The sequence below is a fragment of the Sodalis sp. RH20 genome (assembly GCF_047324205.1).
In the GTDB taxonomy this organism is placed as follows: Bacteria; Pseudomonadota; Gammaproteobacteria; order Enterobacterales; family Enterobacteriaceae; genus Acerihabitans.
The window spans coordinates 3,924,608-3,942,950 of record NZ_CP178733.1 but is presented as its reverse complement, the minus strand read 5'-3'; the positions used below and the strand labels follow the sequence as shown (position 1 = coordinate 3,942,950).

21 protein-coding genes are annotated in these 18,343 nt (G+C 53.6%); all 21 read left to right on the top strand.

What is annotated here, in order from left to right; all coding sequences use genetic code 11:
* The first annotated feature begins 17 nt into the window (after positions 1-17).
* The 21 genes from spaK to ACL2XM_RS18120 all read left to right on the top strand — a co-directional run bounded on the left by spaK (position 18) and on the right by ACL2XM_RS18120 (position 18,284).
* Entirely contained in the window at positions 18-419 is a 402-nt protein-coding gene (spaK, locus tag ACL2XM_RS18220) for an SPI-1 type III secretion system chaperone SpaK (protein ID WP_410012235.1), read from the top strand.
* A complete protein-coding gene (sctN, locus tag ACL2XM_RS18215; RefSeq protein ID WP_410012234.1) occupies positions 419-1,714 on the top strand; it encodes a type III secretion system ATPase SctN in 1,296 nt (431 codons plus the stop codon). The genes spaK and sctN overlap by 1 nt, the downstream gene beginning before the upstream one ends.
* Complete coding sequence (locus tag ACL2XM_RS18210; protein WP_410012233.1) at positions 1,698-2,150, top strand: hypothetical protein; 453 nt, start codon at positions 1,698-1,700, stop codon at positions 2,148-2,150. The genes sctN and ACL2XM_RS18210 overlap by 17 nt, the downstream gene beginning before the upstream one ends.
* On the top strand, positions 2,138-3,103 hold the full coding sequence (locus ACL2XM_RS18205; protein WP_413722042.1) for a hypothetical protein: 966 nt from the start codon (positions 2,138-2,140) through the stop codon (positions 3,101-3,103). Before ACL2XM_RS18210 ends, ACL2XM_RS18205 begins: the two co-directional genes overlap by 13 nt.
* Complete coding sequence (gene sctQ / locus ACL2XM_RS18200; protein WP_413722043.1) at positions 3,100-4,044, top strand: type III secretion system cytoplasmic ring protein SctQ; 945 nt, start codon at positions 3,100-3,102, stop codon at positions 4,042-4,044. Before ACL2XM_RS18205 ends, sctQ begins: the two co-directional genes overlap by 4 nt.
* On the top strand, positions 4,037-4,696 hold the full coding sequence (locus ACL2XM_RS18195; protein ID WP_410012230.1) for an EscR/YscR/HrcR family type III secretion system export apparatus protein: 660 nt from the start codon (positions 4,037-4,039) through the stop codon (positions 4,694-4,696). Before sctQ ends, ACL2XM_RS18195 begins: the two co-directional genes overlap by 8 nt.
* Positions 4,697-4,719: 23 nt before the next feature.
* Positions 4,720-4,977, top strand: a complete 258-nt coding sequence (locus ACL2XM_RS18190; protein ID WP_410012229.1) for an EscS/YscS/HrcS family type III secretion system export apparatus protein — start codon at positions 4,720-4,722, stop codon at positions 4,975-4,977.
* A 3-nt stretch (positions 4,978-4,980) separates the two neighbouring features.
* Positions 4,981-5,751 carry a type III secretion system export apparatus subunit SctT gene (gene sctT / locus ACL2XM_RS18185; RefSeq protein WP_410012228.1) on the top strand — a complete coding sequence of 257 codons (771 nt, stop codon included), beginning with the start codon at positions 4,981-4,983 and terminating at the stop codon, positions 5,749-5,751.
* Positions 5,752-5,753: 2 nt separating this feature from the next.
* On the top strand, positions 5,754-6,914 hold the full coding sequence (locus ACL2XM_RS18180; RefSeq protein ID WP_413722044.1) for an EscU/YscU/HrcU family type III secretion system export apparatus switch protein: 1,161 nt from the start codon (positions 5,754-5,756) through the stop codon (positions 6,912-6,914).
* A 183-nt stretch (positions 6,915-7,097) separates the two neighbouring features.
* Positions 7,098-7,604, top strand: a complete 507-nt coding sequence (sicA, locus tag ACL2XM_RS18175; protein ID WP_410012226.1) for a type III secretion system translocator chaperone SicA — start codon at positions 7,098-7,100, stop codon at positions 7,602-7,604.
* Positions 7,601-9,385 (top strand): type III secretion system translocon subunit SctE, encoded by a 1,785-nt coding sequence (gene sctE / locus ACL2XM_RS18170; protein ID WP_413722045.1) that lies wholly within the window; start codon positions 7,601-7,603, stop codon positions 9,383-9,385. Before sicA ends, sctE begins: the two co-directional genes overlap by 4 nt.
* A 17-nt stretch (positions 9,386-9,402) precedes the next feature.
* The gene (locus ACL2XM_RS18165) at positions 9,403-10,476 is read left to right on the top strand and encodes a hypothetical protein (RefSeq protein ID WP_413722046.1); all 1,074 of its coding nucleotides are present in this window, start codon (positions 9,403-9,405) and stop codon (positions 10,474-10,476) included.
* A 49-nt stretch (positions 10,477-10,525) separates the two neighbouring features.
* The gene (locus tag ACL2XM_RS18160) at positions 10,526-11,563 is read left to right on the top strand and encodes an IpaD/SipD/SspD family type III secretion system needle tip protein (RefSeq protein ID WP_413722047.1); all 1,038 of its coding nucleotides are present in this window, start codon (positions 10,526-10,528) and stop codon (positions 11,561-11,563) included.
* Positions 11,564-11,582: 19 nt separating this feature from the next.
* The gene (locus tag ACL2XM_RS18155; protein WP_413731337.1) at positions 11,583-13,775 is read left to right on the top strand and encodes a hypothetical protein; all 2,193 of its coding nucleotides are present in this window, start codon (positions 11,583-11,585) and stop codon (positions 13,773-13,775) included.
* A complete protein-coding gene (locus ACL2XM_RS18150) occupies positions 13,765-14,046 on the top strand; it encodes an acyl carrier protein (protein ID WP_410012221.1) in 282 nt (93 codons plus the stop codon). Before ACL2XM_RS18155 ends, ACL2XM_RS18150 begins: the two co-directional genes overlap by 11 nt.
* Positions 14,047-14,422: 376 nt before the next feature.
* Positions 14,423-15,625, top strand: a complete 1,203-nt coding sequence (locus ACL2XM_RS18145) for a PrgH/EprH family type III secretion apparatus protein (RefSeq protein ID WP_413731335.1) — start codon at positions 14,423-14,425, stop codon at positions 15,623-15,625.
* A 13-nt stretch (positions 15,626-15,638) separates the two neighbouring features.
* A complete protein-coding gene (locus ACL2XM_RS18140) occupies positions 15,639-15,866 on the top strand; it encodes a hypothetical protein (RefSeq protein WP_410012219.1) in 228 nt (75 codons plus the stop codon).
* A gap of 170 nt (positions 15,867-16,036) precedes the next feature.
* A complete protein-coding gene (locus ACL2XM_RS18135) occupies positions 16,037-16,321 on the top strand; it encodes a hypothetical protein (protein WP_410012218.1) in 285 nt (94 codons plus the stop codon).
* Positions 16,318-17,076: an EscJ/YscJ/HrcJ family type III secretion inner membrane ring protein gene (locus ACL2XM_RS18130; protein WP_410012217.1), complete on the top strand. Its 759-nt coding sequence runs from the start codon at positions 16,318-16,320 to the stop codon at positions 17,074-17,076. The genes ACL2XM_RS18135 and ACL2XM_RS18130 overlap by 4 nt, the downstream gene beginning before the upstream one ends.
* On the top strand, positions 17,054-17,680 hold the full coding sequence (locus ACL2XM_RS18125) for a type III secretion apparatus protein OrgA/MxiK (protein ID WP_410012216.1): 627 nt from the start codon (positions 17,054-17,056) through the stop codon (positions 17,678-17,680). The genes ACL2XM_RS18130 and ACL2XM_RS18125 overlap by 23 nt, the downstream gene beginning before the upstream one ends.
* Entirely contained in the window at positions 17,622-18,284 is a 663-nt protein-coding gene (locus ACL2XM_RS18120) for a hypothetical protein (RefSeq protein ID WP_410012215.1), read from the top strand. Before ACL2XM_RS18125 ends, ACL2XM_RS18120 begins: the two co-directional genes overlap by 59 nt.
* The last annotated feature ends 59 nt before the right edge of the window (positions 18,285-18,343 follow it).

The following is an 18,343-nucleotide window of genomic DNA, read 5'->3' as shown; positions in this document are numbered from 1 at the left end:
AACCTGGAGTATAATACATGTATGTTGATATTGCCGCTTTAGTGCGCGAAGCCTTATTGGGAAATGGTTGTGATCCCAAACTGTTGGCTAATTTTGATAGCCATTCAACTATTGCGCTCGATTTTCATGATTTGCCAAGTATCTACATCAGCAGCCAGGATGAGGATATCTGGTTTTGGTCGCGCATTGCCGAATACGATGAGGCGGCCTTGCAAAAATGCGGATATTCCTTATTGAAGGAACATATGGAAGGCGAAGCGTTTATCCGCAGCCAGCAGTTTCAGTTCGCCCAGAATGAAGGCTATCTGGAATTTAAAGCATTATTACATCCGGACTCTCTGCAAAGCGCGGAAAACTTTAGCAAGGCGTTGGAAGGTTATTTTGAGCGTCTGGAACGTATCATCGAGGTTATGCATTAATGACCGCCCGGATGAGGCTGCTGCGGCGCCAGGCCCAGCCTCTGCGTTTAGCGGGGCCGATTATCGAGGCGGAGCTGCCGGGCGTCGCGGTGGGCGAGATGTGCGAAGTGCGCCGCGACTGGCGCACGGCGGAGATTGTCGCTCGCGCCCAGGTACTGGGCTTTCAGGGCAATCGCACGGTGCTGAGCCTGATAGGCCATGGCCGTGGTTTATGCCGGGATGTGGTTTTGCATCCCACCGGCGCCCAGTTGGGCATTACCGTCGGCATGGACCTGCTGGGCACGGTCATTGATCCCATGGGGAATGTGGTCGAACGGCTGCATTCCCCGGCGCCCGGCCCGCAGCCGGAAATCCGCCCCATCGATATCGACGCGCCCCCGTATCTGGATCGCGCCGTTATCGACACGCCCTTTATTTCCGGGATCCGCGCCATCGACGGCCTGCTGACCTGCGGCACCGGGCAGCGGGTCGGCATATTCGCCTCGGCGGGATGCGGCAAGACGGTGTTGATGCATATGCTGATCGACCGGTCCGAGGCGGATGTATTTGTTATCGGACTGATAGGCGAACGCGGGCGGGAAGTGACTGAATTCACCGAATCCCTGCGCCGCTCAGGCCGGCAGGATAAATGCGTGCTGGTGTACGCCACCTCGGATTTCTCCTCCCTGGATCGCTGTAATGCGGCCAGGGTGGCCACCACGGTGGCGGAGTATTTCCGCGATCGCGGGAAAAAAGTGGTGCTGTTTTTAGATTCCATTACCCGCTATGCGCGCGCGTTGCGGGATGTGGCGCTGGCCTCGGGAGAACCCCCGGCCAGACGCGGCTACCCGGCCTCGGTGTTCGACGCCATGCCGCGTATTCTCGAGCGGCCCGGGAACACCCGTCACGGCAGTATTACCGCGTTTTATACCATCTTGCTGGAAAGCGACGACGAGCCGGACCCGATTGCCGACGAAATACGCTCCATTCTGGACGGACATTTTTACCTGAGCCGCAAGCTGGCGGCGCAAAATCATTATCCCGCCATCGATATATTGCGCAGCATCAGCCGGGTCGCCGGCCAGGTGACCGATGGGCAGCACCAATCCCTGGCGGGCGAAGTGCGCCGCCTGATGGCCCGGCTTGAGGAATTACAGATATTCCTGGATATGGGCGAGTACCGCCCCGGCGAGAACGCTGAAAACGATCGCGCCATGAATAAGCAGCAGGCACTCATGGCCTTGCTGCGTCAGTCCACGCAGGAAAGCACCGACTTCGCCACCACGCTGCGGATGATGCATGCCGTCGTTGCGTAATATCAAAGTCCTCATCGGCCGCTGCGACGCCGGCCTGCGGCGCTGTGATATGCGGCGCATCGCCGCCGAGCGCCAATTGCGGGAGAACGAGGCGCAAGCCGATGCGCTGGGCCAACAAAAAAGCGGCTTGCGGCAATTGATTGAGCAGGAGCGCCCCAGCGGCAGGCTGGACAAAGCCCGGATTTTTTTGTGTCAGCACCGTATCGCGGTATTCCGGCAAAAAATTAAAGAGCTGGAAGCACAGGAACACACATTGCTGCATAAGCGCGAGGAATTCACGCGGCAGCTCTCCGACCTCAAGGCGGAAAAGCAGCATTGGCAGCGTAAACATGAAAAGTACCTGACATGGGCCGAAAAGCAGAAAAAAGCGCTCAGGCTTGCCGGCTTACGTCAGGATGAAAATGAAACGCAGGAGATTATTACATGGTCGCCGTAACTAACTTCGGCCGCGGGCATAATTACCCGGTCAAATTCGTGCAGGATATCAAGGATATTGCCCGCCAGCGGCAAAGCGATGTGAATGAGCGCCAGCGTCTTAAGAAACCATTCTCGCCAACTGAGCACCAGCACCCCGCCGGCGCCTTCATCGCGCAGATGATAGCGCGCGAAGACGGTGTCTTTTCCAGCCTGGGCGCATTATCGGCGGTGGAAACAATGATGGGCATGCATTCGGCCCTGGTGTCTGATCAAGCCCATGCCGAGGGGGCGAATGCCGGCGCGGCCAGTGCCCGCCCGGCCCACGTCTCTGCGTTTCTGGCGCAGCGGAATCTGGGTTCGGCGCCATCAAACCTCATCGCCGGCGGCAGCGAATTACTGCCAGGCCAGGTGGAAGAACCTGGCGCCGCGCCTGCGGGCGATGTGAATAACAGCGCTCAGCCCGGAAAGGGGACGCGCGCCCTGGCTGCACACACGCCGGCGGTGTTAGCGGAGGGGAATAAAATAATTGCGCCTGACGCGCACGTCGCAGGCAACCTTGCACCGACCGATGGCACCTTGGGCGAAGCCGCCGATGCGCGCCTGTTAGCCGATTTGCTATCAAGCGCGGCCGCGGGCGCGACAATCCCGGCGAATAATCATGCCGCCGAGGTTAGGGCCGGCCAGCCGGCCGTGGATCGGCCGGCGAACCACGGCCACGAGGCAACGATGCCTCAGCCAAACCAGGCTGCCAACACCGACCGCACCCTGACCTATGCCTTCAGTTCGGTGCCGGGCCATCATCACGTACAGGTATCGGCCGGTCAGAACATCACGCTGTTGCCGTCGAGTCAGGAAGTGATTAAGCAAATGGCTACTCATCCTATGCCGGAAAATTACCAGCTGTTGCCCGTGCGGGATGAGCAACACGGGCAACAGCCGAACCAGGATCCGGAGCAGGAGGAGGACGAGTGAGTACACTTTCGCTGCGCAAGCTGCCAAAGGCGCAGGCGTCCTGGCACCCGGCTCTGGCGGGATGGCGGGCGGGCGGCGTCGCTGTCGCTCTGGCATTACCTCCGGCGGCGGGACCACTGATGATGGTCATCGCCGACGATGGCGAGTGGCGGGCGCTGCTGGATCCCCGTGAATGGCTGGCGCAGACCGCGCCGGCGCTGGCCGCCATGGCTGTCGCCGCCTGCGACGACCGGCAAATCATGGCGTTGTTTAACGCCATGCCCCGGCCGCTGACATTTGCCGACGGCGCGCTGGACTACCGACATATACAGGCGTGGGAGCCTGCTGCGTCTAGCCAGGGCCGCGACCTGCCATTGCCCCGGCTCAGCGCCCGGGAATGCCCGGTCTGGGTGACGGCGCTGGATCGCAGCCGGATCAGGCTGCCGGATCCATCCTGCCACGGCCTGCAGGACCTGCCGCTGGCGGTGGAATTTATTCTTGGCGCCAGCCGGCTGCCGGCGGCAATAGCGCGCGATGTGGCGGTTGGCGATGTGGTATTGATTGCCGCGCTTTCGCGCTATGTGAAATGCCAGGGACGGCGGATAGGACATTTTTGCCAACGAGAGGACATGATAATGATCGATGAAAGCCAAGATGGAATGTATGAAGAATATCCTTTGACGGAGAGTGACCCTGCGCCCTCATTGGATAACACGGCCTTGCCCGGCGTACTGACCGAACTGCCGCTGAATGTGGAGTTTATTTTGCAGCGGCGCTTCCTGTCGATAGGCGAGGTCAACGCGCTGTTTGCCGGCAAAATTCTGGAGTTAGACCCGGCGTGCGAGCACAGGATCGAGCTGCGAAGCAACGGCCATTTGCTGGCGCGGGGCGAATTAGTGCAATTGGACGATCGCCTGGGGGTCGAAATAATGCAACTTTACCCGGATGATCCCCATGCCTAATGAAATCGGGATAATTGCCTCACTGGCGTTTTTATCATTATTGCCGTTTTTGATTGCCGCCGGTACCTGTTACGTTAAGTTTTCCATTGTATTCGTCATCGTGCGTAATGCCTTGGGGCTGCAACAGGTGCCTTCGAATATGACCTTAAACGGGGTGGCGCTGATATTGGCCATGTTTGTGATGTCCCCGGTGGCGCGGGATGCTTATAACGCTTTTACTGAAGAAAAAGTCCAGTTCAACAGCGTGGAGACGGTGGTCGACTTTGTCGAAAACGGCATGAGCGGCTATAAAGCCTATTTGCAGAAATATGCCGATCCCGACCTGGCGCAATTTTTTGAAAAAGCGCAGTCCCGGCAGGGCAGAGACGACCCCTCCTATGAAGATGAGGAAACAACGCCTTCAATGCTGGCTTTGCTGCCGGCCTACGCGTTAAGTGAAATCAAAAATGCCTTCAAAATCGGCTTTTATCTGTATCTGCCGTTTGTGGTGGTGGACTTGCTGATTTCCAGTATTTTGCTCTCATTGGGCATGATGATGATGAGTCCCATAACCATATCCGTACCTATTAAGCTCATTCTTTTTGTGGTGCTTGACGGCTGGACATTACTCTCCAAGGGATTGATTCTGCAATATATCGATCTCGCTACCTGAAAAAGTATTAATAGGGTATAAAAATGAATGACGTGGTATTTGCCGGTAATAAAGCCTTGTACCTGGTGCTTATTCTCTCCGCGGGGCCGGTATTGGTGGCAACGGTGGTAGGGCTAATGGTCGGGTTATTACAAACCGTATTACAGCTCCAGGAACAGACATTGCCCTTTGGTATCAAGTTACTGTCCGTTACGCTATGTCTTTTTATTTTGTCAGGCTGGTATGGCGAGACATTGCTCGGTTTTGGCCAGGAAGTGATCAGAATGGCGATGAGCCGCTAGCCTATGAACGATTTGTCTGCATGGCTTGATGTCCAGCATTGGCTCAGTGTCATGATTTTAACCTCCGCCAGGATTATGCCGGTGTTTCTATTATTGCCCTTTTTAACCGGCAATATCGTCAGCGTTAATATCCGCATGCCGGTGGCTATCTTTATCGGCGCTTCGCTGTGGCCTTATTCCCTTGAGCGGATGCCGGTGGAAGAAATCAATTTTTGGGGCGTGCTGGCGCAGGAACTGTTTATTGGTTTGATCCTGGGCGTCCTGTTCGCCCTGCCGTTCTGGATTATGCACGGCGTCGGCTGCGTGATTGACCATCAGCGCGGGGCCACCGTCAGCAGCACCTTTGATCCCATGAGCGGGGTGGATACCTCTGAACTGGCGAATCTGTTTAATCTCTTCGCCGGCGCCCTGTTCCTGGCCGGCGGCGGCATGCTGCTGCTGATGGAAACATTCCAGCAAAGCTATCGGCTCTGCGATCCGCTGCAAACCTGCACCCCGGCGCTAAAACCGGTGCTTGGGATCCTGGGCCATTTAATGACCAGGATTATCATATTGGCGAGCCCGGTGCTGGTCTGCCTGCTGTTATCGGAGGTAATTTTGGGGTTGCTATCGCGTTTTGCGCCGCAAATGAACGCATTTTCCATTTCATTGACGATAAAAAGCCTTATCGCATTTGTGGTGCTGATTCTCTATTTCTCACCCTATTTACCCGACGCTTTCAAAACGCTGGCGCCGCATCCCGGCGTATTGGACATATGGCTGAAACCTGATTAACCATGGCAAACAAAACGGAAAAACCAACGCCGAAAAAGAAAAAAGACGCGGCGAAAAAAGGGCAGACCTTTAAATGCCGCGAGTTGATTATCGCTTGTCTGCTGTTAAGCGGTATCGTCTTCCTTACCAAGACCACCACGCTGGCGCCGTTGCTTGAGGCCTACAGAAATATCATTGCCGGCAACTTCCACATGGATATCAAGGCTTATAGTGCGGCCATTATGCTGCTGGGGCTAAAAATAACCCTGCCTATCGTGCTGGTCTGCCTGCTGGCGTCCGCGCTGCCCACTTTGCTGCAAACCGGATTTATGCTGGCCACCAAGGCGCTGAAAATCAATTTCGGCGCGTTAAATCCCATCAAAGGATTTAAAAAAATCTTCAGCATCAGGACTATTAAAGACGGCATAAAAGCCATCCTGCATCTGGGCTGTTTCATTGCGGCGGCCATCATCTTCTGGCACAACAATAAGCTGCTGATCTTCGCCCAGTTGCACGGCACCGTGGGCACTATGATCACTATCTGGCGGGAACTGCTGCTGTCGCTGGTCATCACCTGCCTGCTGTGCATTATCCTGGTGTCGATATTGGATGCCCTTGCGGACTATTTCCTGCATATCAAAGAATTAAAAATGGAAAAACACGAGGTTAAACGCGAGTACAAGGAGCAGGAGGGAAATCCGGAGATGAAGCACCGCCGCCGCCAATTGCACCGGGAAATCCTCTCGGAGCAAACCAAGGCCAATATCAAGGATTCCCAGTTTATCCTGGTGAATCCGACGCATATCGCCATCGGCGTGTATTACGATCCGGATGTGGTGCCAGCACCATTTATTTCGATTAAGGAGTCTAATCAGCGGGCATTGGCGGTGCGGGCTTATGCGGAAAAAATCGGCGTGCCGGTGGTGACGGACATCAAGCTGGCAAGGAAGATTTATAAGAGCAACAAGTTGTATTCCTATGTTCATCCAGAAGATTTTGAGAAATTTATCGATATCCTTGTTTGGCTGAAAGAAGTTGAGAACGCTTGGCGCGATGAAACCTTAGCGGTGGGCGCGGAATCTCTTCCCGGCGATATGGTGCCGCCATCCGCCACACCTGCGGCCGCAGTGCCAGGGATTGAGCGGCAACTTAACGAATCGGCGGCGAAAGGAACGGATCAATAAAGAACGCCATGGCACTGGCCCGTCAAGGATCGAACTGATTTGTGCATGGGGTTTTTCCGGTGGCGGAAATGCCACCGCGGCCAAAGCAATATTAATTAAGCGATAATTGAAAGTTTTCCATTCCCCTTAATGTTTCAATCAAATCACCATCATTGTCGGTGATAACAAATTCAGGAGTTATATATGAGTGTTGTTGATAACGTCAGTGAAGACCGCATCGCAGAATTGCTGTGGAATGCGGTAAATAGCGGTATTACGTTAAAAGAAGTGCATGATATACCTCAGGTAATGATGGAGGGTTTATACACGCATGCCTATGATTTTTACAACAAAGGGCAGTTGGATGAAGCGGCTACCTTCTTCCGTTTCCTGTGTATCTATGATTTCTATAATCCGGATTATTACATGGGGCTCGGCGCGGTATATCAGCTTAAAAAAGAATTTCAAAAAGCAGCGGATATTTATGCCGTGGCTTTTTCACTGGCGGAAAATGATTATCGCCCGGTGTTTTACAGTGGACAGTGTCAATTAATGTTGAGCAAGGCCAACAAAGCCAGGCAATGCTTTGAACTTGTTATTGAACAATCCCACGACGCGATGTTAAAAAAACGCGCCGAGGTTTATATAAATAACTTGAAATGCCCCATGGACGAACAAAAAGACCCCTCTCAAAGCGAGGATATAACATGACGCAATTCCACGGAATTTTAAATGGATTAAGTGCCATGCCTAATGTCAATAATCGTCTTGACGCCATCGAGAATACCGGTGCTCAAGATAATAATATTAATACACCCTTATCGCGGGAACAGACTCTGACGCTGAATGCTCAGTCACGCCAGGCGACGGAAGCGCTGTTAGCGACCATCAGCGCCAGCAGCGATTTGCAAGCGAATATGCCCGCCGCACAGGCGACCGCGGCTGACCTTCCATTAGCGGCCCCATCCGGTAACGTGCAAACCCCGAACAATAACCGGATATCTTTGCAAGAGATATTCAATACCGTTAAGGAATTATTGGTCGATGTATCGCTGGGGAAACTGGCCGATCGACTGACGCTATTGCTATCGCAAAAAGCGGCATTTGACCTTTTCAATTCTGCTCTGTCAGCGGAATATCAACAGGCAATTGAAGCGAGTCAAATTGCGCTGGATACTGCCGAAGCGGATAGGATTGCGCTGCAAAATGCTGAAAATGAACTGGCGGAAAAGCAACGGGCGCTAGATCGGGCAAACGTGGCGCTGAGTCAATTGTCACCTGAGGATGAAGGCTTCGCGACGGCACAGCAATCCGTGCGCGAGGCGCAGGATGAACTTAACCAGGCCTCTGCGCAACGGGACTTGGCGCAAAGTAAGATGGCTTCGTCTTATCAGGCCGCCAGGGAAAGCATTACAAAGCTGGACGATATATATAACCAAGGCAAAAACGCGAATGCGCTTCCATTGGATGCGACTGAAGTGGATAGCGCTATAAACCGCTTATTAGCGTTAATGAACACATTTAACAAGTTGGTGCAAAAGAACCGCCAGCGGGCATTGGAGGAGGATTCCGCGCTATTCAGGCGCATGCAGGAAAGCCTGCATGTCGAAATGAAACATAAAGCCGCTAAAGCCGCCGAGGATATGCGTAAGTCCGAAGCATTGAATAAGACCATGGGGTGCGTAGGTAAAATTCTCGGCGCGCTTATTACCGCCATCAGCGTAGTGGCGGCGGTTTTCACCGGCGGCGCCAGCCTGGCCCTGGCGGCGGTGGGATTGGCTTTGATAGCGGCGGACGCGATAGGCAAGGCTATCACCGGCGTATCCTTCCTGGAACAGGCTATGCGACCGCTGATGGAAGGGATTATCCAGCCGTTGATAAGCATGCTGTCCAAGGCTATTACCAACCTGCTCGCAAAGCTGGGCGTCGATGCCAACACCGCGGCCATGGTGGGAGCGATTGTCGGCGCTTTGGTTGCTGCGGCGCTCATCGTAGCCGTTATGGTGCTGGGTAAATCCGCCGGCGGTAAAATCGCCTCTTCCGCGCTGGGTAAAATGATAGCCGAAGCCATCAAGAAATTGGTGCCCGATGTGTTGAAAAATCTGGGCAGGCAAACCAGTGCCGCCATTACCGATAGCTTTAAGCGATTGATGGATAAGCTGTCTTTAAAAACCGATCGGCTGTCGAAGGCGACCTTCGCCAATCGGCTGGAAAAGCTTAACAATACCGTGACCTATGGTTCAAGCATGTTTCAATCGGTCGGCTCGATACGCCAGGGCGTCATTCAAAAAAGATTGGCGGAAACATTGGCTGCCTACGGTCTGTTACTTGCGGAAGATAAGCAATGGAAAAAAATGCTGCTGGAAGCCATAGATTATTTTAAAGGGGATATGGAATTAGTCCAGCAACAATTCAGAGAGATGTCCAGCCGCCAGGCTCAAACATATTCAAATACCTTGAGTTTGTTTAGTAATAACAGTCTTTCGGCTTAATTAACAGGAGTAATGCCATGAACGATATAACCCATAACAGCGGAATCAATTTCCATCAGGAAAATATACTGAACACCTCGACGGTAACAGAGCCTGTTGAAGACCGTCGAAAAAACTCATCCGTCTCTTTGACGCCAGAGGCATTGGATATTGCCGCGAGTATTTTCGGTAATAAACTATTATCAGACGGATCACAAATTGTGAATTTACGCCGCCCCGATTCAACGGTCGAACCCGTGACCGTCGCAACAATGGAAAAGATGATTAAGACCGGATTAAATCTGATGCCCGCGACGCCGGAGAAAATAATCGCGTCAAGTCATGAGGGTAACAATGATGTCACTATCCATAAGCTGAGTGGTCAAAAACGGATTGAGGCATTACTCGTGGCTTTCAAAGCCCTAAGTGAAGGGAAAGCCGTTAGTAATGGTGAGGTAGCGAGATTGGCGCTACTGGAAAATGAATCGGTAAAAAGCGCCGCCGCAGCGAAGATTAAACAGGGTATGGACGCGTTTACAGGAGGGATGAGCCAAGGCGTAATCGGCGGCGTGATGGCGACAGGCGTGTATAGGAAACAAACCAAAGCGAATAATATGGATCTCGCGACCATAAAACATGATAAAACCGCCCTTATCAAAAAACAGGGAGACCTGAATATTGCCACGATGAAAAGCACGCAGGGCAATATCGATTTGCAGCAGAGGCAGGCAGGACAAATCAGCGCCCAGCATCAATCGCATTTAGATGAGGCGGCTAAGCGGCGTTTAGAACGCGATATTGCAGCCACACAGCATGATATCGAGCTTAAGGACAATAAGACCGCCGCCATCCGAAATGAAGCAAATATGGCTATGGCGGCAGGCCAGCAGTTGCCGGGCTTTATCAATGGCATGACCCAAATGAATCAAGCACACCATGGCGCCGAGGAGTTCCTCAACACGCACTATGCCCAATCGTTCTCCTCTATGTCTGAAACGGCCAGGGCCAATGTTAAAGAACTGGCGGATGCCATGCAGTCGATTCTGGAACAGGTCAAAAAAGTACTGCAAGACAATGTCGCCACACTTGGCCAATTGGCCAGCCGCGCTTAATCTTTCACAGGCGCCGTCTGTAAATTCAGCACGGCGCGAGGCAATCTCTATGACTAGCATCTCTCAATATACCTTACCTCCCCACGGTTTAAATAAGCCTGACTTATCGCCCGCCTCTTTAGATACCTCTCGGGAACACCTCATGAGGACCCAGGCAATAAATGACGGCGAAAGAAGCTCTGGCCCGCCACGAAGTTTAATGAATGTATTTCATTGTCTCGACAAAGTAACAGATAATACGGAGCAGCTGGCAAAGCTCCTTGACGCGCCGAATGCACCAGCACACCAAACGTTGACTGAGCAATTACCCGCCGCGATGCTGCTTATGCGTGATGCCATGGCTAATATCAAGAGTAGCAGCGCCTTATTCGACAATGATCCGGAACTCAACACTCTTAAGAGAAACACTCCTGAACTGGCTGATTTATTGGATAAAGGCCACACGTTAACGTCTACCGAGGACAAGACCAATCCCTGGCTAAGCGGTATGGGGCTGGTGGAAGACTATGTTGCTTATTATCGTACCTATGAAACCGGGACAACGCGCAACACTAATTTTTTTAGCGCCTTCAATGAATTTTTGAAAGTGAAGAGCAAATACCTGGATGTCCGCACGGATGATAAAGGCAATCAATTCATGTACTTCAAACCTGGAATTGAAGCTGAATTGACAGCATTAATCGAAAAATATACCAAAACGGAAGCTGGGATTCTATTTCCTGTTTCCGGGGTCGCCAGTGAAGCGGAGGCGAAATCATGGGCGGAGGAATGGGGATTGGATCCCACATGCGTAAAGCCTAGCGGTAGCGGTTATGTCGTTAGGGTCGATATCTCGCCCCTGCAGTCCATACTTGCGCTTTTCAAAGAAAAAATAGACGAGGGCGGGGGTAAATTTAAAGAGTTGAACTCTATAGAATATAATGCATTTGACAGCGCTTTTAATGGGCTGGCGGAAAAATTAAAAAACCAGGTGCAAATATTCATGACCAAACTGAGTGATACCCTCGGGAGGGTTGAAACTTGGACAAAACAGGTCAATACCTGGATTGAACAGAAAAAAGATCTGCTAATGCGCCTTTTTTCTTAATAACAGCGGGATAACATTGATGATAACGAATTCAATAATTCATATCCCTAATGTGGGAATTATACAGTCAGGACCCGCGGGCAATAAAACGGCTAAACACCAACGTGTCCCGGTAAATTTACGGAATGTTCCTTTACGGATTAATTCCGCCGGCAGGCGGCGTAGCGGGTCTGGGCAGAACACTGCGCCGGAAGAGGCCACGGTCGAGAACTGCCTGAGTGCGCACGAGCGGGCATCGGTAAAGCCGTGTATCAATATTAACGATTTTGAGCGGCAATACCGGCAAAATAGTATGAATGCCCTATTTAACTGCGCCGGGGACCAACGTGAAACATTGGCGCAGCTGTTTCAGAATTCGCGTAGTTTACTGGTCCCAAGCCATCTGGAGCATATTGCCAACGCCCATTTTCTTGCCAGGCAGCTCGGCCCTACCGAAGAATCGGCCGCGAAACTTGACGGCATCATGCATGAATTGACCGACATGATGTTAAAAGATGGACTGGGTGAAAAGTCGGTATTCGGCGGCTACCGTCCTGAGCGGGAAGCGGCCTGCGTACGCCGCCAGAGCCTTGAGGAGGAGCTGGCCTCATTGCTCAACGCAATTCAGGGCGAAGGCGGCGCCGAAGCGGGGGCGCGGTTCATCAATGAAAAAATCAAGCCGTTTGTGGTCGACTATATCGTACAAGAAACGGGGAGCGATGGCGACGTGGTGCAAAAAGAACACATTGCGCAGCTCGTCGAGAAAAACGCCTATCAATGTTTTCAGAATATCCGAGCAGGTATTCAGACTTATCAGGCTTCATCGCTGGAAAAAATCTTTCGTGATACGGATATGATATTAAAGCTGCCCAATTTACTGGCCGCTTTAAATCTCTATAAGGATCATCCGCCGCCATTAAGGACAGGACTGCGAAGCGATGCGGAACAGCAGACAGAAGCCACTCAGCAAAATGATCAGTCCGACAGTACCGATAAGACCGGCGCTACGCAAAAAAACCGGTTAATGCCCAGCGTCGAATTTAACATTAAATATGCGCCGAGAATAACTATTGACGCGTCGGTAAAAATAAACTGGCCGCCAGGAACAGAAAAGAAAGAGGCTGGTAAAACGCAGTCGGTTGATGTGCGGGACAACTTGCAGGATATTTTCGAGCAGCTTAATCAAGCGCCCGATGCCGAAACGCGGGCCGACGTCGGCAGCCCGCCCTCTTTCGCCAAAACACATAGGCCCGCAGCCCGGGGCAGTCATTACGCGCAGGCGGCATTACACGCCGAACTTATCAGCAGCCGAATCCACCCACCTGAGCATAAGCAGAGTATTTTTTCCCAGCCGTTATCGCCCGGCGTAGGACAAAATAACGATCGCTCGCCCGCGAAAAGGGGTGTGACCGTGCAGGAGCCTGCCAACGTCCTGATGAATCAGGGTGCCGAAAAGATATCTTTTACGGCGACGACAACCCAGACCCCGCCCAAGGGGACGGCGCATGGCATTTTCCCGGTCCAGGATACGGCGCAAGCCGATAAATCCGGCGCGCTATATGCTGCGGCGAAAGAGGTGGCCGAAGCGTTGGGGAATCTTTGGGAGTCTATCCCTGAGCCCGCGTCTTCCTTGTATGCCAATCCGGCACCGGGGAATGGCCGGCCTGATGAGGGCGCCATTTCTGACCTTTATGATAGGGCTCGCAAAAGGGGCGCGACGCAAAAGGTAACCACTCATGCTGTTTTCGCCGGCCAGGATGCGCCGCAATCCGCTGAGTCCTCAGCGAATAACCTGACCGCGGAAATTCTGCGCCATGCACGGGAAAATCTCACCCCCATTCCGGCCCCAGCCGCTCAATCCACTAAGTCTAGCCCTATGGCGGCCTACCTGATTGAGGCGCGCAACCAACTGAAAGCCACGGTAACCCGGTCCGCCTCCGCCTCCGCCTCCGTGCCGGCGCCGGAGAATGGCCGGATGAAAACAGACGCCCCATCGGTTATCCTGTCCCATCAGGGTGCCCGGCAAGCCAATCATCCCAAGAACGATCATCAGGCGGCGCAGTTTGCTCCGTTAAACCACGATCGCGTAAACCTGGCCGCCGCAAGGGCCGGTTTGAGCAGCACAGGTTATATGCCTCCTTTACGTCAGGCGCAAGTCAATGCTGGCCCCGGCTCATCCACCCCTGTCCCGGCGACCCGAATTAACAAGGGGAAATTTGCTGATGACGAATAATTTGATAACGGGTGTAGCCGTTCCCACCGGCGGTGAATCGCTGCAGCGCGAGCTTTACGCCATGCTGGCCTACCGTTTGGGCCGCAAAGAGTCTGATATTGCCGGCCACCTTAATTTGGCGGCGGAGCTGTATGTCGATTCGCTTGATCTCATGGAAATTGAGATTGGGATAGCGGAAACCTTCGGCGTTGAACTTACAGAAACTGAGTTATTATCAATACGGACGGTTGACGATCTTCAGCGTATCGTCGTCGCAGCGCTTTATGCGTAGCCTCTCACTAAAAACCCCGCGTTAATAAATGATTCATTAACGGGGGTATTTCCAGTAAATAAGACATGTTAACGGCCTTATTCTAATCCGGCGAGTAAAGACTGCTGGCGTTGTTGCGCGTGTAATGTAAATACTGTAAAGTTCTATTTTCGCCATGCCGTGAAATAAGCCATGCTTTTCCATCCCACAGTGTGATCGTAAATAATCAGGGATGGAATTATTTGAAATAATATAGTTAAATAATTCGTTAGGGAGTAAATGATTAAATATCTCAGTTTTGATGGATAATTTATCATTTTTTCATCATGAAGTCACCGGCCGCGAGGCGGTAGACTCTTTAGCATGACGAACCCTAGAGTATAAAGAATATTTTACCATGCAAACAGAACAAGGTAAAACAGACCGCCCGGAGAGTGTGGCCATTGTCAGGCTGCTCAATGGTAGTTTGAAGGGTTGCGAATATCCTTTATCCGCGCGGAAAACATTATTTATCGCAGCGGACTGCGGCGCGCTGGAATACGCCGGCGCGTCCCCCTCATTCCCTGAAGACTGCGTGCTGGTCCCCACCGAAGGCGGCGGGGTGAATTTTGAAATTATCCGCACCGACGGCCCGGAACATGGCATTTTGCTGCGCAGGCTGGACAACGACGGCGCGGATGATGTTCCGCTGGCATCCAATCACCCCGTTACCGTGGGCGCGCTGGCGCTGGCGGTAAGGACCGCCGGTGAAACCTGGTCGGAAGACGTCCTGAACTACCGGGTGGGCACGCCGGACATGCCGTCCGCGGTCCCGGCGACAATAAGCAGCAGGCCCGGCAAGCGGGGCATGGCCCTTCTGGCCATCGCGGTTGCCGCCGCCCTGGCGCTGGCGTACCTCTTAACGACGCCGGATGCGCAGCAGCGTGAAATTATCGCCCTGACACAGCAATTTGGCGCTGAACCCGGCAAGTATCAAATATTCCCGGGCCGCGACGGCGTGATGTATGTGCTGGCGGATAATGAGCGCGATGCGGCCTGGGGACGTCAATCCCTGGTGCGTATAAAATCGTCGCAGGCGATAAAAATCAATAGTGAGGATGAGGAAAAACAGCGTATCGAGCGCTGGCTGGGGCAAAATTTCCCCGCTTTAAATCTTCATCAATTGCAATTTGACCGACCGGCGGCGCCGGTACTGTTAGTAAGCAAACAGCGCGGTCAATTGACTGAAACGCAGCGCGACGCTATCAGCAAGGGGTTAATGCGTCTTCTGCCCTATGCTGAAGCCGTCCATTTTGCCGACGTAGACGATGACACCGTGGCACGGCAGGCCGAGGAGGGGATAAAAAAACTGGCGGTGAACTACACCAGAATCGATAACCAGGATAGCGTAATCTTTGTTATTAATGGCGCCATCGACGACGGTGAGCTGCAACGCATCCGTTTCTTTGTCGAGCAATATGCCAGGCAATGGAATGGCAACTATGTCCAATTCGCCATTGAGCTAAAAGACGATTGGCTTAAGGGTAAATCATTCAAATACGGCCATCAGGGCTTTGTGAAAATGACACCCGGACACTGGTATTTCCCTAACATTAAATGAAGAGGATTTTTTTATGAGTACAATCACTGATATTTATTCACGTAATTCAACGGGAGTGAGTGACAAAATGTCAGCCGCGGCAACGGCTCAGCAAGACCTTGAAGCGAATCCCACTGACGAAGCGTTGATATTAAGAGCCAATGGCACCAAGGCGGATTTGTCGACCTTTGTGACCATGCTAAATCAAGCCATGACCCAAAAAAGGGATCTTATTATGGGATTATTAAATGGCGCCAAATAATCGCCGTCTGCATAACGGATTTTATGACCGGCTGGCCATTCTGGCTTGAAAAAGGGTAAGCAGGGATGCTTAGCATGTGAATTTTATTCTTATGCTGCACGATTTTCCGGATTCACACGAAGCCTCATTGTATTTATTAAGCGTAATTATCAAATTAACCAAGGTGCAACATGAACGAAATTGCCAAAATCGGCCCGCCTCACAGCGTTATTCCGGTCATGCATGACGATGCGGTGGAATCCCTCTCTTTCCTGGCATCGAAAGCGGCCGCCACGGCGGTTGACGCCACACAGGCCCGCAACGAGCTGGATAAACCTTTTACCAAGGACATATCGGCGGAGGCGATGCTGCGAAGAAATGCGCTGAGCTCAGATTTTCAGTTGACGATGAACTGGGTCAGTTCACTGGTAAATAAAGGCGTCAACGTCGTGCGCAGCGTGTTGAGTGGACAATGATGTTAAGACCGATATTTTGTGCCGCCCTGCTGGCGCTCTCACTTACCGCCTGCAACGACGAGCCATTGCTTAAAGGCCTGGATCAACAGCAGGCCAATGAAGTGATAGCCACTTTGCAGCGCAATAATATCCAGGCCTCCAAGGCCGATAAAGGCAAGACCGGCTATAGCGTCGGCGTGGGCAAAGCCGATATTCCGGCGGCGGTGGATTTGCTGCGCAGGCATGATTTGCCGTCGCAGCCGCGCATGGAAATTTCCCGGCTGTTCCCCAGCGACTCGCTGGTGTCGTCGCCGCGGGCGGAAAAGGCGCGGCTTTACTCGGCCATCGAACAGCGTCTGGAACAATCATTGCAGACCATGGACGGCGTGCTGTCGGCCCGGGTGCATGTCAGTTACGACATCGACTCGGGCGACACCGGCAGGGCGCCGGCGCCGATGCACATTTCAACCCTGGTGGCCTATCAAAGCGACGTCGACCCAACCCTGATGATAAGCGATATCAAGCGGTTTTTGAAAAACAGCTTCAACCAGGTGGATTACGACAATATTTCCGTGGTGCTCTCCAAACAGGGGCCGCTGCAGCATTATGCGCCGGTAGCGGTCCAGGCGGACGGTTCCGGTCATTTTCTCCGCTTTGCTCCCGCCGCCGGCGTGGCGCTGGCGGTCGCCGTGGCGGGACTGGCCTGGTACCGGCGCCGTGAAAAAGCCTCAGTGAAGCAGGAGACAGACGCTCATGAAGAGCATCGCGCCGCTTGATGCCATACTCTACGATCCGCTGTCATGGCTGCATCCGCGGCGCCTGCCGCTGCCGCCGGCGTTAAACGGCGCCAGGGCGCGCTCGATAATCAACGGCATCCTTATCCAGGCCCATGATTGGTCGGTGGATTGCCCGCCGGCCGCCGTTGACGGACCGGCGGCGTTGTTTATCCGCCACTGGCGCCTTATGCCGCAGGCGGCATTGTTGATAGCCGCGCAGCGCCATCGGGCCTCCCTCGCCCGGCAGGGGGGGCTGTTACAGCTGCCGTCCTGGGTGCGGCAATTCGCCGGACTGGCGATTGTCGATTCTTATGGCGACGATATGCCGGTGGCGATACCGGCCGCCTTAATCGCGCGGGGAAGAGGCGAACTGCTGGCGTTCGGCGCGCAATTGCCGCTAGCCATCCGGCAGCGCATCTCCCTGTTATTCTCACCCGAGCTGGATCGGGAAACGGGCGGTGAACCCCGCCCCGCCCCGAGCCCGCTTTTGATAAAACTGGCTTTCCAACATGCCGAAAAATATTCCACTACGCCGGATGCCGCCGATGTCGGGCGGTGTATTGATCAAGAGCCGGCAGCTGGCGCGCCAACGCGAGGCGCTTGATATCGTCAGTGAAGCGCGCCGTCAGGCGCGCACTCTGGTTAAGCAGGCGCAGGCCGAGGCCGGACAGCTGCGCCAGCAGGGATTCCGGGAAGGGTACCAGGACGGCATGGCGACCTCGGCCGCCGCGGTGGCCGACTATTTATCGCAGGCGCAACGTCTCGAGGCCGAATTGCAATGTCAGGTTAACGCGCGCGCGCGCCAGTTATTGTCCATGGCGCTGGATCACCCGGATACCGTGCTGGCGCTGGTGGATGAATGGCTGGCGTCATTGCCCGAGGCGACAGCGGCCGAACCGATGATCTTGCTGCTGCCGGAAGCGGCGCGAAGATCCCATGCCCTGCTTAGGCAGCGCATCGACGCGGCAGTTCCGGGCGCCGGCCAGATTGAATATCATCGGGAGAACCGCGTCGTGATGAAGTATGGCCATCAGGTAGCCGAGTTCGCCCCCGAAGCGTTTTTAACCGAGGGCGTGCGGCGACTGGGCGGTTTTAACGCTATGGCGCAAGAGTGCCGCCGCCTTACCCAGGCCGGCCTGCGGCGCCTGCATGAGGTATTTTTGCAGCATCATGCCGTGGGCGGCGCGCACCCGGAGAAAAGTGGCTGAACTGTGATCGGCGCGCTAAAGGTATTTGGCCGTTAGGTTACAATTTACCCTGTTTCGCT

Bases quoted from the DNA above. Each gene is read 5' to 3' on its own strand.
- sctE (WP_413722045.1), top strand. From the start codon at position 7,601: ATGACGCAATTCCACGGAATTTTAAATGGATTAAGTGCCATGCCTAAT.
- sctN (WP_410012234.1), top strand. From the start codon at position 419: ATGACCGCCCGGATGAGGCTGCTGCGGCGCCAGGCCCAGCCTCTGCGT.
- sctT (WP_410012228.1), top strand. From the start codon at position 4,981: ATGAACGATTTGTCTGCATGGCTTGATGTCCAGCATTGGCTCAGTGTC.
- ACL2XM_RS18155 (WP_413731337.1), top strand. From the start codon at position 11,583: ATGATAACGAATTCAATAATTCATATCCCTAATGTGGGAATTATACAG.
- ACL2XM_RS18140 (WP_410012219.1), top strand. From the start codon at position 15,639: ATGAGTACAATCACTGATATTTATTCACGTAATTCAACGGGAGTGAGT.
- ACL2XM_RS18150 (WP_410012221.1), top strand. From the start codon at position 13,765: ATGACGAATAATTTGATAACGGGTGTAGCCGTTCCCACCGGCGGTGAA.
- sicA (WP_410012226.1), top strand. From the start codon at position 7,098: ATGAGTGTTGTTGATAACGTCAGTGAAGACCGCATCGCAGAATTGCTG.
- ACL2XM_RS18190 (WP_410012229.1), top strand. From the start codon at position 4,720: ATGAATGACGTGGTATTTGCCGGTAATAAAGCCTTGTACCTGGTGCTT.
- ACL2XM_RS18205 (WP_413722042.1), top strand. From the start codon at position 2,138: ATGGTCGCCGTAACTAACTTCGGCCGCGGGCATAATTACCCGGTCAAA.
- ACL2XM_RS18145 (WP_413731335.1), top strand. From the start codon at position 14,423: ATGCAAACAGAACAAGGTAAAACAGACCGCCCGGAGAGTGTGGCCATT.
- ACL2XM_RS18135 (WP_410012218.1), top strand. From the start codon at position 16,037: ATGAACGAAATTGCCAAAATCGGCCCGCCTCACAGCGTTATTCCGGTC.
- ACL2XM_RS18160 (WP_413722047.1), top strand. From the start codon at position 10,526: ATGACTAGCATCTCTCAATATACCTTACCTCCCCACGGTTTAAATAAG.
- ACL2XM_RS18180 (WP_413722044.1), top strand. From the start codon at position 5,754: ATGGCAAACAAAACGGAAAAACCAACGCCGAAAAAGAAAAAAGACGCG.
- ACL2XM_RS18195 (WP_410012230.1), top strand. From the start codon at position 4,037: ATGCCTAATGAAATCGGGATAATTGCCTCACTGGCGTTTTTATCATTA.
- spaK (WP_410012235.1), top strand. From the start codon at position 18: ATGTATGTTGATATTGCCGCTTTAGTGCGCGAAGCCTTATTGGGAAAT.
- ACL2XM_RS18130 (WP_410012217.1), top strand. From the start codon at position 16,318: ATGATGTTAAGACCGATATTTTGTGCCGCCCTGCTGGCGCTCTCACTT.
- ACL2XM_RS18210 (WP_410012233.1), top strand. From the start codon at position 1,698: ATGCCGTCGTTGCGTAATATCAAAGTCCTCATCGGCCGCTGCGACGCC.
- ACL2XM_RS18165 (WP_413722046.1), top strand. From the start codon at position 9,403: ATGAACGATATAACCCATAACAGCGGAATCAATTTCCATCAGGAAAAT.
- ACL2XM_RS18120 (WP_410012215.1), top strand. From the start codon at position 17,622: ATGTCGGGCGGTGTATTGATCAAGAGCCGGCAGCTGGCGCGCCAACGC.
- ACL2XM_RS18125 (WP_410012216.1), top strand. From the start codon at position 17,054: ATGAAGAGCATCGCGCCGCTTGATGCCATACTCTACGATCCGCTGTCA.